Annotated in this window: 9 protein-coding genes and 1 pseudogene; 3 read left to right on the top strand and 7 right to left on the bottom strand. The window is 46.3% G+C overall.

The window, feature by feature from the left end; translation table 11 throughout:
• The 7 genes from IQ235_RS03195 to IQ235_RS03165 form a co-directional block, all read right to left on the bottom strand.
• Positions 1-226 (bottom strand): biotin/lipoyl-containing protein (locus IQ235_RS03195; RefSeq protein ID WP_319592540.1); only part of this gene is annotated, 226 nt, incomplete at its 3' end.
• 202 nt (positions 227-428) lie between these two features.
• Positions 429-1,157 (bottom strand): LPS export ABC transporter ATP-binding protein, encoded by a 729-nt coding sequence (gene lptB / locus IQ235_RS03190; RefSeq protein ID WP_264320053.1) that lies wholly within the window; start codon positions 1,155-1,157, stop codon positions 429-431.
• Positions 1,158-1,362: 205 nt separating this feature from the next.
• Positions 1,363-1,827, bottom strand: coding sequence for an LptA/OstA family protein (locus tag IQ235_RS03185; protein ID WP_264320051.1), 465 nt, complete (start codon positions 1,825-1,827; stop codon positions 1,363-1,365).
• Positions 1,828-2,197: 370 nt separating this feature from the next.
• Entirely contained in the window at positions 2,198-2,620 is a 423-nt protein-coding gene (locus IQ235_RS03180) for a DUF309 domain-containing protein (protein WP_264320050.1), read from the bottom strand.
• A 425-nt stretch (positions 2,621-3,045) separates the two neighbouring features.
• Positions 3,046-5,160: a Calx-beta domain-containing protein gene (locus IQ235_RS03175; protein ID WP_264320049.1), complete on the bottom strand. Its 2,115-nt coding sequence runs from the start codon at positions 5,158-5,160 to the stop codon at positions 3,046-3,048.
• Positions 5,161-6,090: 930 nt separating this feature from the next.
• Complete coding sequence (locus IQ235_RS03170; RefSeq protein ID WP_264320048.1) at positions 6,091-8,100, bottom strand: glycoside hydrolase family 10-like protein; 2,010 nt, start codon at positions 8,098-8,100, stop codon at positions 6,091-6,093.
• A 268-nt stretch (positions 8,101-8,368) separates the two neighbouring features.
• On the bottom strand, positions 8,369-8,491 hold the full coding sequence (locus IQ235_RS03165; RefSeq protein ID WP_264320047.1) for a hypothetical protein: 123 nt from the start codon (positions 8,489-8,491) through the stop codon (positions 8,369-8,371).
• A gap of 1,809 nt (positions 8,492-10,300) precedes the next feature.
• Here IQ235_RS03165 and IQ235_RS03160 point away from each other — a divergent pair.
• From IQ235_RS03160 to IQ235_RS03150, 3 genes and pseudogenes are all read left to right on the top strand, one after another.
• Positions 10,301-11,167: pseudogene (locus tag IQ235_RS03160) on the top strand (sensor histidine kinase); the annotation flags it as partial.
• 128 nt (positions 11,168-11,295) lie between these two features.
• Positions 11,296-16,707, top strand: a complete 5,412-nt coding sequence (locus IQ235_RS03155; RefSeq protein WP_264320046.1) for a trifunctional serine/threonine-protein kinase/ATP-binding protein/sensor histidine kinase — start codon at positions 11,296-11,298, stop codon at positions 16,705-16,707.
• Between the two features lie 168 nt (positions 16,708-16,875).
• Positions 16,876-17,457 (top strand): serine/threonine protein kinase (locus IQ235_RS03150; protein ID WP_405196633.1); only part of this gene is annotated, 582 nt, incomplete at its 3' end.

Raw genomic sequence — 17,457 nt, 5'->3', positions numbered from 1 at the left:
GTAGGGCGATCGTGCCGCCGACGGGAGCCACATCACCTTCTGCCACGACGATCGTTGCCAGGTAGCCTTCGTAAAAGGACTCTACATCCATGTCGGCTTTATCGGATTCGACAACGACGACCGTTTCCCCTTTATCCACCTTGTCTCCGGGAGATTTCGTCCAAGAGGTGATTTTCCCCTCAGTCATGGTGGAACTCAAGGCTGGCATAAAGATTTCGCGGATCATAGGGTGACTTCTCGCCTAGACAACAAACAAGGTAGCTGTGGAGCCGACGCCCGATTTTATCATGGCGCGCAGCTCCAAGCTATGAGTGGGAATGCTGTTTTTCACAAGTAATACAGTGAGTTGAGAGTCGATGAACCATTCCCGAAAATAGCTCGGATCGGATTGCCCCGATTTTGGGTTCGCTCAAACGTTTCGAATCCAATTACCGCTGAAATTTCTGACCGAGGTAATATTGCCGAACTAAGGGATTGTCATACAGTTCTTCCGGACTTCCCGAGGCTAAAATTTCCCCTTCTCTCATGATGTAGGCGCGATCGGTAATTTCTAGGGTTTCGCGCACGTTATGATCGGTAATCAAAATCCCCATTCCCCGATCGCGCAACTTGGCGACGAACTGCTGAATTTCCGCAACCACAATCGGATCGATGCCAGAAAAAGGTTCGTCTAGCAGCAAGAACAGTGGTTCTCCGCATCCCACCACCAAAGAACGCGCCAACTCCGCGCGCCGTCGTTCTCCCCCCGAAACTTGAGTTCCCAAGGTTGAAGCCACTTTTTCTAAGTGAAACTCTCCTAATAAATCCTGGAGGCGTTGCGCTCTTTGGCGATAGGGAACTCGGGTTTGTTCGAGAACCAGCAACAGGTTATCTCGAATGCTGAGGTTGCGAAATATGCTCGGATCTTGAGCCAGATAGCCAATCCCCATATGCGATCGCTTGTGCATCGGCAAATGGGTAATTTCTCGCTCGTTGAGCCAAACTCGACCGCGATCGGGTTTCACCAAACCCGTTACAATGCCAAAAGTTGTCGTTTTCCCCGCACCGTTCGGACCGAGCAACCCCACGATTTCTCCTTGAGAAACCGAGACGTTGACCCGGTTAACCACCGTTCGCTTGTTATAAGATTTGTGGACGTTTTCCAGGGAAATTCTCACCGCCGACTCCAAATACACCCACGGCAAACCGCAAGTTAGGGCTTTGCTATTCAATAAAATACCCCGTAAATACTATGGGGTGAATACTATGGGGTCGAGCGCGCGGTCGTACCGACAGGCGATACTGCCGCACTTCCCCTACGATAGGTCTGTCATATTCGGGCACATCCCTTACCGTACGATCGATGCCAAAATTAGGGCAATCTTATGGTTGAACGGGGGGAAGTGCTGGCGGTGTGGGCTTGGGCGCTTCGGTTCCTTCGGGAATTAAGTAAATCGACTCGACTTGGCGATTGGGCTTCGGTTGCGCCACAAACAGTCCTCGATCGATCTGGTAGACGATGGTTTCGCCGCGAATGCTGTTTCCTTCTTGTAAAATGTAGACATTTCCCGTGAGCACGAGGCGACGCTCGTTGCTGAAATACTGAGCTTGATCCGATGTCGCTTGTAGGTCTCGTGCGGGATAGTTGATTTGTACGTTTCCGCGCGCCGTGACAATTCCCGTCCTTGCGTCGGCTTCTTGAATATCGGCAATCACTTCTAGAGCCGTTCCCGAACTCACTTGAGATTGAGTGGGAGCGGTTAGTGCCACCACGAAAGCCACGGGCAAAAGGGCGATCGATCCAAAACGCCATGCCAGCCAGTTAGAAAATCGATCTGGGGAAATCATAATGGGTTGCCAAACAGTACGGATAACAGTTTAAAGGATATGTATTCTATCGTATCAAATAAATTTTACGCTTGTTGGAATCAGAGATTCATTTTGAATTTCATACAAATCTTATTTATTTTATACTTTGAACGATCGAAGTTTTTGGTCTAAAAAATTTTCGACCTGCAATTACCGACGAGATTATTTTAAAATTATTTCGTTTTATCCAGAGCTGTTTTGCTACTTATCTTTGCTGAGAATTCACGAACCTTTAGAGAATCCTCGAATTCCACTCATCGAAAGGAAAACTTTTAATCTCGTGCAGCTATCGATGAAATTAAAAAAGGGCGATGGGTGGGAGAAATTCAGCTAAGCCCGAGCTAGACATTTACAATATTTTCTCGATTTTCGGCAAGCTCAGAGAACTTCGATCTTCGATCCACCTTCCATCTTCTAAACCAAATTGACTGGCTAAATTCACAACGTTATCTTCTCCAGCTTGTTGCAAAATATTGAGCATTTCCACACTACAATCGACCAAGTTTTCGATATTAATTCCTCCATAGTCTGGCTCGTACTTTCTCAGCCGATGAATTCCCTCACCCAATAGCATCAGCGCTCCCTTCCAATTGTGATTGCTCAAGTGGTAACACGCCACGGCGATTTGTAAAATGCCTTGATAAAACGTTTTTTGAGGATCGCCCGATTCGAGCCAGATCGCTTCGAGGGTATCGTGGCAAGCATAAAACTGACGTTGGTTGAACTCTTCAACCCCCTGCCAAAATTCAACAGGCAATAAGTTACTACACATCTAATTTATTAGTTTTGTTTGGTGCACAGAAAAATCGAGCGTTTCGATCTTGTTTTTAGAATACACAATTTAAATGTGCATTCGCTTATGAAGCTGGCTAAGCGACTAAAAAATTTCCCGATCGGATTCCACTTGAGGCGATCGAGGGGAGAAAATTAGAGAAGCGATTTTTCCAAAAGAAAATCCCCACTTCAAGCAGCAGAGTGGGGTGCGCAAAAAATTAGTCGGTACTTCTACCTAAGTCTTTATCAAACTATACATACCCATCAAAAATCATCCGCCAAATGTCGTAACTAGTACTCAACCGCAGAAATGATAACGGGTTATTTTTCGGGGTAATCCCGTGCCAATGTGGTGGGCTACTAGAAGGAAGTCGGTTATCTCAACTCCGTGCCATTTAGGAGCGGAGTTGAGATGGAGTTGATTTAGACTAGGGCAAAATCCGCACTGCTAATGGTGCTAGCATTGATACCTTGCAGCGTCACAGACAGTCCGCTAGCGCTAAGCTGGGTATCCACACCGACCTGAGTGATGCTCACAGCTGCGAAAGTTAACCCACCACTCAAACCAATGATGTCCGCACCATCTTGGAAATCGGTGATGATGTCGTTGCCATCACCGGTACGGAAGTCAAAGCGATCGCCTCCGGTACTTCCCGTGAGAAGATCGTTACCAATGTCTCCCTTGAGAATATCGTTGCCCAATCCACCCGTTAAACTGTCGTCATCGCGACCACCATAGAGTAAATCGTTACCACTATCTCCAAGTAGACAATCGTTACCATTATTCCCAAACAAAAGATCGGCGTCTGCACCGCCATCTAAGCAATCATTACCCAGATCGCCAATAAGCGTATCTCGTCCGGCATTACCCTTAGCAACGTCATCATCTTGACCGGCATAGATCGAGTCGTTGCCGGTATTGCCGTGAATAGAATCGAATCCAACGTTTCCAAAAATAACGTCGTTACCTTCATTGCCTTCGATGCGATCGTTTCCGATTTGACCGGCAAGGGTATCGTCATCGAAACCACCTCGTATAACATCGTTTCCTTTTCCGCCTAACACCCAGTCTTCATCTTGACCGCCATCAAGGTAATCGTCATTGATATTGCCGTAGAGAATATCTTGTCCCCGATTGCCAAATAAGTTATCGGTTCCGCCTAAGCCAAAGAGCGTATCATTGCCATTAAGACCTAGTGCTGTACTGGCATTTGCGCTACTGACGATCGTATTGTTGGTATTGTCGCCAAACAGAGTTTCGATGGTAGTTGCAGGGCCCGGAAAGACTCCAAATGTCGGACAGCTATGGGTCGGCGTACCCGAACCACCACCAGAGGTGCTGTCATCATTTTGAATCGTACCAGTTCCGGAAGTGTAGACCGTTCCCAAGCTCGAATCGGATAGGGTGACGGTAAAGTCTTCATCGGCTTCGACGGTGGTATCGCTGCTGACGTTGAAAGTAATGACCTTGTTGGTTTCTCCCGGCGCAAAACTCACCGTTCCACCCGGTAGCGTGCCACCAAAATCTGCGGCATCAGCCGGATTGGTTCCACTGCCGGCAACCGTCCAATCTACGTTGGTGGTTCCGGTGGTGCTGCCACTGCGAGTAATGGTGAAAGAGTAGGGCGTGGTTCCCGTATCGCCTTCCATTTGGGTGGCACTGGCAGAAGAAAGGGCGATGGTGGGAGTGGTTCCCCCGCCCGGTGTCGTATCGTCATTTTGAATGGTTCCCATGGCAACGGCTGCGGCCAAATTCTCGCCATTTGCAGGGGCAGAGAGGGTGACGTTGAAGTCTTCGTTCGGTTCGATGGTGGCATCGCCAGAAGCATTCACCGTCACCACTTGGCTGGCTTGTCCGATGGCAAAGTTGACGGTTCCGAAGGGCAAAGCACCGCCGAAATCTGCGGCATCGACCGGATTGGCTCCCGTTCCAGCCACCGTCCAATCGACGGAACTGGCGGTAGTGGTATCGGTGCGGGCGATGGTGAAGGTGTAGGGGGTGTTTCCGGCGTTGCCTTCGGGCCCCCCAGCCGCTGTTGGAGCGATCGCCATGGAACTTGTCAGTAGGTTTCCGGCGATCGTGACGTTATCAACTTTCCAGTTTCCCGTCCCAAAGTTGTAACCAAAAAGGCGGAATGCAACGTTAGCTTGATTATCCAACGCAGCGCCAAAGGTAAAATTGTGGGCGTGCCATTGACCATCTGCTGTCGGTGTTATCGCTGCACCCACAGGTGTAAACGCACCCCCACCGACACTGTATTGCAATTCAAAGGTAATTCCATCGGCATTCTGCTGTCGTTCCTCAAAATCGAAGGTAATATTTTGATGACCGGTTAAATCTGCTTTAAATTCGAAGTAATCGTTGGCATCGAAGGCTCCCGTAGACCAAGCTTTTGCCCGCCAAACTTGTCCTCCATTATCGCTGGGAAAAGCAACATTATTAATTCCCAAACCTGTATTGGCAATGGCTCCACCGTTCACATCAAAAATGGGGATTATATTGCCACTTTCAAAATCCCAAATGGTAAGATTTGCCATGATATTTGCTCCTTATTGTTGTCGTGTAATTTTCGGTTGGCTGGACTCGATCGAATTCATCGATCGAGGTGGCAAATGCAATACTGACTGGCTTAACGAAGTTGATGCTTGACAAACTTCAAGATGTTCTAGGTCGATCTTTTTGAGATTATGCACTTATTCGCTAATACAGTTGTCGTTTTTTTTGAAATTAAGTTTCTCAAAAAAAATAAAGTTTATTTTGTCTTTTTGGGCATAACAAATTGTCGATATTTAGATAAATATCGACAAGCAAAGTCTAAAGACTGATATTAAGTCTCAACCTATATTGAATCGATCGAAGCTTAAAAAGTCGTAAAAATCTAATTATTGATTTTCGACTCACAGCAAATTTATATCTCTTCTCAAAAGAGAATAAGATTCGATCGAACGCTAGATTGTAAGCTCCATCGGTTTCTACTCAAAGAACCGATTTTTGAAAAGGTACGATCGAATAAATGCGATCGCAATTGATGAGTTATCCCCTTAAAGTTAGAGTTCCAAATAGCTCAATACTTTCGTATTCTTGTTACGCCCGCATCATGTCTCTATTTCAGCTATTGGACCCCAGATCGAGTTACGATCTAAAGTTTTTCTGTTGTCGCTCGAAGAAAGTCTCGAATTCCTGAAAAATGCCACCCGTTTTTACTGACCCCTAACAAACAGATGGCAACAACAGCAAGACCGATTGCGTTCGGTGAACGCAACTCGAATCTCGATCGAGGCAATTGATTGATGTATTTAGGTATGCCTCATATTTTATTAGAACGCATCCCACAAAACTTGGTATCCGCCAATTGGCGGATATCCATATAAAGATCGAGTAAAGGAAACCCGAAAAATATTGAGCTGGGATAAAGTTATCCCAAAGCGTTAGGAGAAAAAATTCGGACGTGTGGAATTTGGAAATCCTTACACCGTCACCTGAATACCCTTACTTTCATTCGCCAATCGATCGACCGAACAAAGGGCATAAGTTCCCGACGGCAGGGTGAGTTGTCGGGTTGCCTCGGGTAAAATATTCACCAACTTCCAAGTATCTCCCAGCTTCTGATACAGCGTCCAAGACCGCACGTCCCGCGACGGCACGCTCCAACTGAGTTGGCGGTTGCTTGTGCGCACGTTCGTCGGTGGTGGGGGAGGAACCGAATCGATCCAGGGAACCGTGGGAACCAGTGCCGGGTCGGTATAGATATCGCGTTTGAAGCGATCGTTAATCCCCGATCGATTTTCCAGCAGCGGATTCACGTGATAGAAAATATTCCCCAGAGACTTGCGAGAAGCTAAATCGCGACTCATGGCAATTTGCTCCTCGAACTCGGCAATCGTCCATCCCGACTCGCCCAACTTCACCAAATTATTTCCTGTATAGATATGCCGACCTTTCGGGTTATTGCGATTCTCCACCCACCATTCGAGTAGTTTCGGGTAGCTTTGCTCCGTTTGGTCGATGCGCCAGTAGAGTTGGGGGGCCAGATAATCCACCCATCCTTCCCGCATCCATTTGAGGGGGTCGGCAAAAAGCTGGTTGTACTGGTCGAGACCGAAAATTCCCGGCGGTTGTCCGGGACGATAGATACCGAAGGGACTGATACCGAACTTGACGTAGGGTTTTTCTGCCTTAATCCCCGTATAGAGGCGCTTGACCATCTGGTTGACGTTATCTCGCCGCCAGTCATTCAGAGACAGGGTTCCCCCCGCATCGAGATACTCGGAATAGGGATAGTAATCGGGAAACGGCTTGCCGGGAATTGGATAGGGATAGAAATAGTCATCGAGGTGAATGCCATCCACGTCGTAGCGGCGCATCACATCCATAATCACGTTATAGGTACGCTCTTGTACCGGCTTGTCGCCGGGGTCCATCCACAGTAAGTTGCCGTAGGTGACCACGTATTGCGGGTAAACGGCCTCCATGTGAGGGGGAACCGGCGTAGAAACCGCTGCCGAAGTCCTGGCGCGATAGGGGTTGAGCCAGGCGTGGAGTTCGATATTACGTTTGTGGCACTCTTCGATAACAAATGCCAACGGATCGTAATAGGGATCGGGGGGTTTGCCTTGGGTTCCCGTCAGCCAAGCACTCCAGGGTTCGAGTTCCGACTCGTATAGCGCGTCTCCTTCCGGACGAATTTGGAAAAATAAAGCATTGAGATTCAACTCCTGCATCACGTCGAGAATCTCAGTCAGTTGCAGCTTTTGCCGATAGGTGGTTAAATCCCGGCGGGAGGGCCAGTTGATATTCCAGACTGATGCAATCCAAACTCCCCGAAGTTCCCGTCGGTGGCTCACAGAGACTTGCGGTAAAAGTGGGATAGTTCCGGGCGATCGCGGACTGGTGACAATATAAGGAGAAGAGATCGCATCGGCACGTCCGAGATAGACAAGTGCTTGGTAGACTAACGCCGAGACTTCGGCGCGGGTGGCGGGGTCGTTGGGTCGGAAAATCTCCACATCGGGATGATTGACCACTATTCGATTGTTGGTAGCGATCGCAATTCGACTGGTGGCGTAGCCGGGAATCTGCTTTGAATCTGCGTAATATCGACTCAACGCCGGCGTATCGCCGCGAATCCCCAATCCCGTGACTAGAGACACGAGAATTTGCACTTTGGGAATTTTTTGATCTGGGGCGAAGCGGTTTCCCGGATAGCCGGAAAGAAACCCCATCTCGTAAGCCTTGCGGATAGCCGCCGTTGCCCAGTGAGTCGCGGGGACATCGCTAAAATTGACTGCATAGCGAGTTCGAGGCAAATCGAAGGCTTTGGTGAGAACTGCCGCAAATTGAGCGCGAGTCATCGACTGTTCCGGGCGAAAACGACCGTCTGGAAAGCCGCTGATAATACCCAATTGCGCTAAGCGTTCGATAAATGGCTTCGCCCAATTATCGCCGAGATCGCTAAAGGTTGAAGAGCTAGATACCATTGCTGTGTGCGTGAAGGGGCAATCGATCGCATTTCTCTTGTCGGCAGGGGTTTGGGGTTTGCTCGATCGGAGGATCGTTTGCCGTCAAAGAGACCGATCTTCTCTTGATTGTGACATATCCCGCTTCGAGTGCTTGGCTTGAGATTTAGGGAGTGGGGCAATACTTTTGGATAGATGTAGAAACCGTTCGCCGTTAGATTCGATCGGAAGTTTCGATCGAAGGAAATCTTTCCCGTGCTTGCTGCGGTTCCATTCCTTACCAAGATACTTACATCAAGGATAAGCTGAAGAGAAAGAGGTAGACGATGTTGCGGTGGATGGGTTCTTGCCCGATCGCCTTCAATCGACTGCTGATTATTTGATTCGGGGTGGGTAAAAACAGGTGACTCATTTCAATACTGATTAACTCGATCGTGCAAAATTTTTCCCATCGAGAAAGAACAAGAAGAAACTGTTTTTGCGATCGGCCGGGCAGAAAAAACGAAAGGTCAGATCGTTCTTCCGATTTAAAGCCGATTGATTTCTGTCAGACCGCGAACTTTCAAATTTTGTATCGACTCACATTGTTTAGATGAACACTTTGAACTCGACTTTCACAAGATTGGCTCATGTTAGTAAGGCTTTGTCATGGAAGTCGAAATTTCCATGGATGTTAGCGATCTTCATTTGTTTGGGATGTCTGGGTAACATCTTCAAACTACCCTTGTTTTTTGGGGTTGATTTTTTATTTGGAAGTGTTTTTACACTATTTATAGCTCAAGTTTATGGAGTGAGCTGGGGCGTTATTGCAACATTCGCTGCGAGTCTATACACATTTTTTATTTGGGGCCATCCCTACGCTATTGTCATTTTTACTCTAGAAGCTTTGTTTGTTGGACTAAAATTAAAGAAAAATGGCAAGTCTTTGCTTATTCTTGATAGCGTCTATTGGATTTTCTTGGGTATGCCTTTAGTTTTTATATTTTATGGAGGGGTTATGCAAATTCCTCTCGAATCTGTTTTTCTAATTATGGTTAAACAAGCGATTAATGGCATGTTTAATGCCCTAACAGCCAGTATTTTATTAGAGTATACGCCCTTAGCTTTCTGGGCAAATCCCAAATCAAATTTGCAAACGACTCGCTTTCAGTATCAATTACTAAGCTTGTTAGTCTGTTGTATGTTTCTGCCATTACAAATATCGCTTATTGTTGATAGCCGTCAAGCGATGAAAGATATTCAAACAAAAATTCCCGATAAACTAGAGTTAATATCAGCGCAGATAACAGAAGAATTACAAAGCTGGAATAGCAATACAAACTTAGTTTTAAGTGATTTAGCCGATCTATCATTTGAGTCAGGTCGTATTTTAACTGAATCCGATCTCCTTCGTTTAGTTAAAGCTTCTATTTCTGACGTTTTAGAGTTTGAAATTAGCCAAGAAACCGCTATTAATACACCAGGCTTGGTGAAATTAGATGAGGTAAAACGTTTAGGAGAAAATAAATTTGAAAATACAATATTTGAATTAGTACATCAAGTTCCACTCACCAATCAACAACTGCCCCAAGGTACATTAACTGTAAAACATTCTCTTACTTCAATTCAGGCTTCTTTGATGAAGTATATCCAAAACCGAGATATTGAAGTAATTCTCATTGACGAGCAACAGAAAGTGTTAACAAGTCTAGGATCTGATTTGGAGATCGGTGCTTCATTCGATCGCCTCGAGCATAATTCCCACCGTCTTACAGACTCTCAGGTTTATCACTGGCTTCCAAATGCGAACCTTCCTTTAATGAAGTTATGGAGAAAATCGTTCTACATTCAAAAAACATCCTTAGCTAATTTTCCTTTTCAATTAGTTTTGGAGGTTTCAGCAGCACCCTATATCGATCGACTGCAAGCTATTTACTTATGGGGTATGTCATTTATCTTGGGTTTAATGTTTTTCGCTGTTTTTTTGGCACAGGTCATCAGCAAGAAAATGGTAAAACCCATCTTGGAATTATCTAAAATGACAACAAGCTTGCCTAGTAAAATTTTAAATAAAAGAAGTCTTGAATGGCCAAAGAGCCATCTAGAAGAGGTAAGGATACTAGTTGCCAACTTCCTGGAGATGACCACGACACTCGATCGACAGTTTGACAAAATTAAGGATGCCAAGAAAAATCTAGAAGAGCGAGTTGAGAAGCGTACTTATGAATTAGAAGTTGCCTTAAAAGAGCGTCAACATGCGCTGTCGGATTTGGAAAGTACACAATTAAAAATCGTGCAAAGCGAGAAAATGTCGGCATTAGGGAACTTAGTCGCCGGTGTGGCTCACGAAATTAATAATCCCGTGGGGTTCATTGGCTGTAACCTCGAACCGGCACAGGATTACGTGCAAGACTTGTTAGGGTTAATCGACGTATATCAGCAAGAAAATCCAACTCCAAGCATTGCCATTGAAGAAGAAATTAAAGCCATCGACTTAGACTTTGTGCGAGAAGATTTACCCAAACTGATGGGTTCGATGAAACTCGGTGTCGAGCGCATCGGTCATATCAGTACCAGTTTGCGGACATTTTCGCGCACGGACAAAGAATATAAGGTGTCTTTTAACTTACACGATGGCATTGATAGCACCCTTTTGATTCTCAAACATCGCCTCAAAGCCAACGAACAGCGTCCGAAAATCGAAATTGTCAAAGAATACGGCAATATCCCAGAGGTGCAATGTTTCCCCGGACAACTCAATCAGGTGTTTATGAACTTGATTGCCAATGCCATTGATGCATTAGAAGACGGGAATGGCGATCGCCGTTTTGAAGAGATTGCGGCAAATCCCAACCGGATTACCATCGCCACCGAAGCCACATCCGAAGAAATCACGATCGAGATTTCAGATAACGGCGTGGGGATGTCAGGAGAAGTGCGACAACGGATATTCGAGCAAGGGTTTACCACCAAAGCAGTGGGTAAAGGAACGGGGTTAGGAATGGCGATCGCCCGTCAAATTGTAGAAGAGAAGCACGGCGGTACGATATCGTGTACCTCCGAACCCGGCATTGGAACTCAGTTTGCGATCGCCCTTCCGGTGGGCTAAATTCCCATCGCGATTTGATGACGAGCTTTTGCGATCGAGATCGCTTGTTCGTTGTGATTTGGGTCGATTGTCGGTGCGATCGTAAAAGCCACAGTAGAAGAAGACAGTCTATTCCCATCAATACCACAATGACGACCCTTTCTGGCTATCACTTGGGCGAAACCCTCTACCAAGGTACGCGCACTCTGGTTTATCGCGCGACTCACACCGCACAAAATAAGCCTGTCGTCATCAAATTTTTGCGAAACGAATACCCAACTTTCAGCGAGTTGGTACAGTTTCGCAACCAATATACTGTTACCAAGAACCTCGACGAACCCGGAATTGTCAAACCTCTGGCGCTGGAAACTTACGGCAACGGCTACGCCTTAGTGATGCCCGATACAGGGTATATTTCTCTAGGAGAGTGGAAAGAAGAACAACTCGCGATCGCCGATTTTCTGAATATTGCGATTCAATTAGCCGAAATTCTTCACGGACTCTACCAAAACCGGGTCATCCACAAAGATATCAAACCTGCCAACGTCCTCATCCATCCCGAAACCAAACAAGTCAAACTCATTGACTTTTCCATTTCTTCGTTACTTCCCAAAGAAACCCAAGAAATTAGCAATCCCAACGTCCTCGAAGGAACCCTGGCCTACATCTCTCCAGAACAAACCGGCCGCATGAATCGAGGCATTGACTACCGCACCGACTTCTATTCCCTGGGAGTCACCTTCTACGAACTCCTAACGGTCGAACTTCCCTTCCAATGTGACGACCCGATGGAGTTGGTGCACTGTCATATTGCCAAAATGCCTGTGGGATTGGAGCACAGAGAAGAAATTCCCCAGGTGTTAGCTAGCATCGTCATGAAATTGATGGCGAAAAATGCCGAAGATCGCTATCAGAGTGCCTTGGGATTGAAACAGGATTTAGAAAAGTGTTTATTTCAATGGAAAGAAACCGGCAAAATTGAACCCTTTAAGCTGGGGGAACGGGATATTTGCGATCGCTTCATGATTCCCGAAAAGCTTTACGGACGGGAAGCTGAAGTTGAGACTTTACTCTCCGCCTTCGATCGCGTTGCCGCTGGAAACACCGAAATGATGTTGGTGACAGGATTATCTGGCATCGGCAAAACCGCCGTGGTCAATGAAGTCCATAAACCCATTGTCCGGCAGCGAGGATACTTCATCAAAGGCAAATTCGACCAATTCAATCGCAACATTCCTTTTTCTGCCTTCGTACAAGCCTTCCGAGACTTAATGGGGCAACTCCTGAGCGAATCAGAGACTCAACTGCAACAATGGCAAGCCAAAATTCAAGCAGCCTTGGGAGAAAACGGACAAGTTATTGTTGATGTCGTTCCGGAATTAGAACGGATTATCGGCAAGCAACCTCCCGTTCTCGAATTATCGGGAAGTGCAGCACAAAACCGTTTTAATCTACTTTTTGGTAAATTCGTTCGAGTCTTCGCCACCAAAGATCATCCTTTGGTCATTTTCCTCGATGACTTGCAATGGGCCGATTCCGCTTCGCTGAATTTGATGCAACTCTTGATGGAGGCAACGGATACCTCCTATTTATTATCCATCGGGGCTTATCGGGATAATGAAGTATTTCCCGCTCATCCGTTAATGTTAACCCTGGATAAAATCATTAAAGCTGGAGGTCTTCTCGACACGATCTGCCTCCAACCATTATCTCCAAAAGACTTAAATCGATTGGTTGCCGATTCCCTCATTTGTTCGGAGTCACTGGCTTTACCGCTGACGGAACTCATCTCTCAAAAAACGAAGGGAAATCCATTTTTTGCGGTTCAGTTTCTCAAAGGCTTGTATGAAGAACAACTGATTACCTTTGACTGGCAAGTGGGGTCTTGGCAATGCGACATGAGTCGGGTGACACAATTGTCGCTAACCGATGATGTTGTTGAGTTTATGATGACTCAACTGCAAAAGTTGCCCGTTGCCACTCAGGAAATTTTGAAATTAGCGGCTTGTATTGGCAACCGATTCGATCTAGAAACATTAGCCATTGTGAGCGATCGCTCTTCAGAGGATGTTGCCACCGTGCTGTGGCAAGCATTGCAGGAGGGATTGGTATTGCCCAAGAACGAGGTTTATAAATTTTACCAATCCCAGAGTAACGATCGCCAATCCTCGATATTTGACGATCGGCTACTCACCTATCAGTTTTTGCACGATCGCGTTCAACAGGCGGCCTATTCTCTAATTCAATCCGATCGCAAAAAATCAACTCATCTCAAAATCGGCCAGCGATTGCTCGATAATACGCCCGAAGAAAAACTCAACGAGAAAATTTTTGAGATTGTCAATCAGTTAAATGTGGGCGTAGAATCGAACGATCGAACTTTCGATCGAGATCGCCTCGTCCAATTAAATTTAATGGCAGGACGACAAGCAAAAGAAACGACGGCTTACAAAGCCGCAGCAAACTATCTAGCCGTGGCGCGGAGTTTCATCCCCGCTTCAAGTTGGGACGAACGTTACTCTTTAACGCTCTCACTCTATCGAGAATCAGCTATTTCTGCCTACCTTTGTGCGGATTTCGAGGAGATGGAAAAGTTTATCGATATCGTCGAAAATTATGCCCGTACTCTTCTCGATGCCATTCCAGTTTATGAAGTCAGGATGCAAGCCGGAATGGCGCAGAACAAGTTACCCGAAGCCATAAAAACCGGGCGAGATGTTCTAAGCAAGCTCGGAATTGAATTTCCCGAGCAACCCAGTCCGCCGGATATCGAAGCAACCCTTTCTCATCTTTTTTCCAAACTCGATCGCAGAAATCCTTTAAGTTTCATCGAGTTACCGTTCATGACCGATCCGGCAAGCTTAGCATCGATGCGGATTCTCAAAAGCTTAGCACCTTGTGCTTATCAAGCCATGCCGATGTTATTGCCGCTGGTGGTGATGAAACAGGTTGAATTATCCATCGATCGGGGAAACTCAGCCCTATCGCCATTGGGATATGCTTATTTTGCTCTCATTCTTTGTGGGGTCGTCGGGGATATCGAAACGGGCTATAAATTCGGTCAGTTGGCTTTAAAATTACTCGATCTCTTAGATGCCAAAGAAATTAAAGCCGGAACGATTTTTGTTGTTAATGCAGATGCTAAACCTTATCGAGAAGCAGTCAAAGATACCCTCCAACCGCTACAAAGTGTATATACGATCGGGCTGGAAACAGGCGATTTCGAGTTTGCCGCTTTGGCAACTTATATTTATAGCTATCATGCATATCTAGCCGGTGAAAGCCTCCCCGATCTGAGTCGAGAAATTGAGAATTACAATCAAAATCTAAGCCGTTTAAAACAACAAACGGTCTTGAATTTCAATCAAATCTTGCTGCAATCTATCTCAAATTTAATGGGATTAGAATCAGAGTCGTGCCAACTCAGAGGAGCGATTTATAACGATACCGAGATGTTACCCGTGCATCGCGAAGCAAACGATGCCACAGCAATTTACTATGTCTATTTCAACAAAATGATTCTGGGTTATTTGCTGGGGGAAACTCAGCAAGCTGTAGAGAATGCGGCTGAAACGGAAAAGTATTTGCACGGGGTGACCGCAAATTTAGTTGTACCGCTTTTCTATTTTTACGATTCGCTCATCGCACTGGTAAATGTAAAAGATTTGACAGGCGATCGACGAGAAAAAGCGATCGATAAAGTTAAATCAAATCAAGAAAAAATGCAAAATTGGGCAAATTATGCCCCAATGAATTTTCAGCACAAATACGATCTTGTCGAAGCCGAGAAATCTCGAGTTTTGGGTAACAAACTAGAGGCGATCGAATTATACGATCTCGCCATTGTTGGAGCGCGCATAAACGAATATCTTCAAGAAGTTGCCCTTGCCAACGAACTCGCCGCTAAATTCTACCTTGACTGGGGCAAAGAACAAATTGCCCAAACCTATATGGTGGAAGCATACTATGGTTACGCACGCTGGGGCGCAAAAGCCAAAACCGACCATCTAAACGCCACCTATCCCCAACTCCTCGCTCCCATCTTTCAACAACCCACACCTCCCCTATCTCTCAACGCCAAAACCACTCTCACCTCCCATCAAACCCTTCGGACTTCCACGAGTGCTAATACCTCTCTTCTGGATATCTCCGCCGCCATCAGAGCTTCCCAAGCCCTATCTGGAGAAATCGAACTCGAAGCATTGCTCTCCAAACTAATGCAAATCGTTCTCGAAAACGCAGGAGCCGATAAGGGTGCATTAATCTTGAATAACGCCGGAACTTGGGAAGTGGTGACTCAGTGCATCGGAGAAACCTGCGAGTTATTCACCACCCCCCTCGAAGTGGCAGAGTCTCTTCCGGCAAGTATCATTCGTGTCGTCCAACGTACCCGAAAGAGCGTCATTCTCAACCAAGTCGAAAAAGATATCCGCTTTGCATCAGATACTTATCTGATACGACAGCAACCCAAAAGCTTATTTTGTACCCCGATTCTGAGCCAAGGTCAGCTTATTGGCATCCTTTATCTCGAAAACAACCCCACTACGGGAGTTTTTACAACTGAACGAGTGGAAGTGCTCAATTTGCTCTGTTCCCAAGCGGCGATTTCCATCGAAAATGCCCGCTTGTACGAACGCTCTCAAAATTATGCCAAAACACTTGAAGGTACCGTGCAAGAGCTTCAGCAGACGCAGCAACAATTGCAGAGCTCTTTTGAAGATTTGAAACAAGCGCAACTGCAAATGGTGCAAAGCGAGAAAATGTCGGCATTGGGGAACTTAGTGGCGGGTGTGGCTCACGAAATTAACAATCCCGTGGGATTCATTGGCGGCAACCTCCAACCCGCACGGGATTACGTGCAAGACTTGTTGGGGTTAATCGATCTGTATCAGGAGAAACTCCCCAATCCTGATGAAGAACTTGAAGAAGAAATCGAAGCCATCGACTTAGACTTTTTGCGAGAAGATTTACCCAAACTGATCGATTCGATGAAACTGGGAGTCGATCGCATCGGTCATATCAGCACCAGCTTGCGGACGTTTTCCCGCACCGATAAAGAATACCAAGTTCCGTTTAATTTACACGACGGTATCGACAGTACTTTGCTGATTCTCAAACACCGTCTCAAAGTCAACGAACACCGTCCGGCGATCGAAATTGTTAAAGAATACGGCGATATTCCAGAAGTTCAATGCTTCCCCGGACAACTCAATCAAGTGTTTATGAATCTGATTGCTAACGCCATCGATGCCCTCGATGAAGGCAATCGAGGACGCAGTTTTGAAGAGATTGCGGCAAATCCCAATCAGATTACCATTCAAACTGACATTCTCGAAGATCGAGTCACCATCCGAATTTCCGATAACGGAGTCGGAATGCCCGAAGATATTAAACAGCGTATTTTCGAGCAAGGATTTACCACCAAAGGCGTCGGGAAAGGAACGGGTTTGGGAATGGCGATCGCCCGTCAGATCGTGGAAGAAAAACATGGCGGCACAATTTCTTGTACTTCCGAACCAGGCATTGGAACCGAGTTTTCGATCGCGCTGCCTATTGGTTAGATCTGCAAGTATTTAGACCTACAAGATTCCTCAATTCGTATAAATTGATACCCGATAGCCGAGCGAAAAAAACTAGATCGGGTATAAACTTTCAGTTGTGATTTAGATCAATTGTGAATGAGATCGCTTTGACGATAGTGAAAGAAGACCATCTATCCCCACACGACTATGATGACCCTGACCGGCTATCGCCTTAGCGAAACACTCTACGAAGGTACGCGCACCTTGGTCTATCGCGGTACTCGCACCGCAGATAGCCAACCTGTCGTCATTAAGCTTTTGCGAAACGAATACCCCAGCTTCAACGAGCTGGTGCAGTTTCGCAATCAATATACAATTGCCAACAATTTGCACTTGCCCGGAATCGTCCAACCTCTAGCACTCGAACCCCACACGAACGGCTACGCCTTGGTGATGCCCGATGAAGGGTATATTTCTCTGGGAGAATGGAAACAAGGAAAATTCGCCCTCGCCGATTTTTTGGAGATTGCCGTTCAATTAGCCGACATTCTCCACGGACTCGATCGAAACCGGGTAATCCACAAAGATATCAAACCTGCCAACATTCTGATTCACCCCGAAACCCGACACATCAAACTCATCGACTTCTCCATCTCCTCCCTGCTACCCAAAGAAACCCAAGAAATTAGCAATCCCAACATCCTCGAAGGAACCCTCGCCTACATCTCCCCGGAACAAACCGGACGAATGAATCGAGGTATTGACTACCGCACCGACTTCTATTCCCTG

Source organism: Zarconia navalis LEGE 11467, assembly GCF_015207075.1.
Lineage (GTDB): Bacteria > Cyanobacteriota > Cyanobacteriia > Cyanobacteriales > Geitlerinemataceae > Zarconia > Zarconia navalis.
The sequence above is the reverse complement of the archived record's forward strand: the minus strand, read 5'-3'. Positions and strand labels throughout refer to the sequence as shown.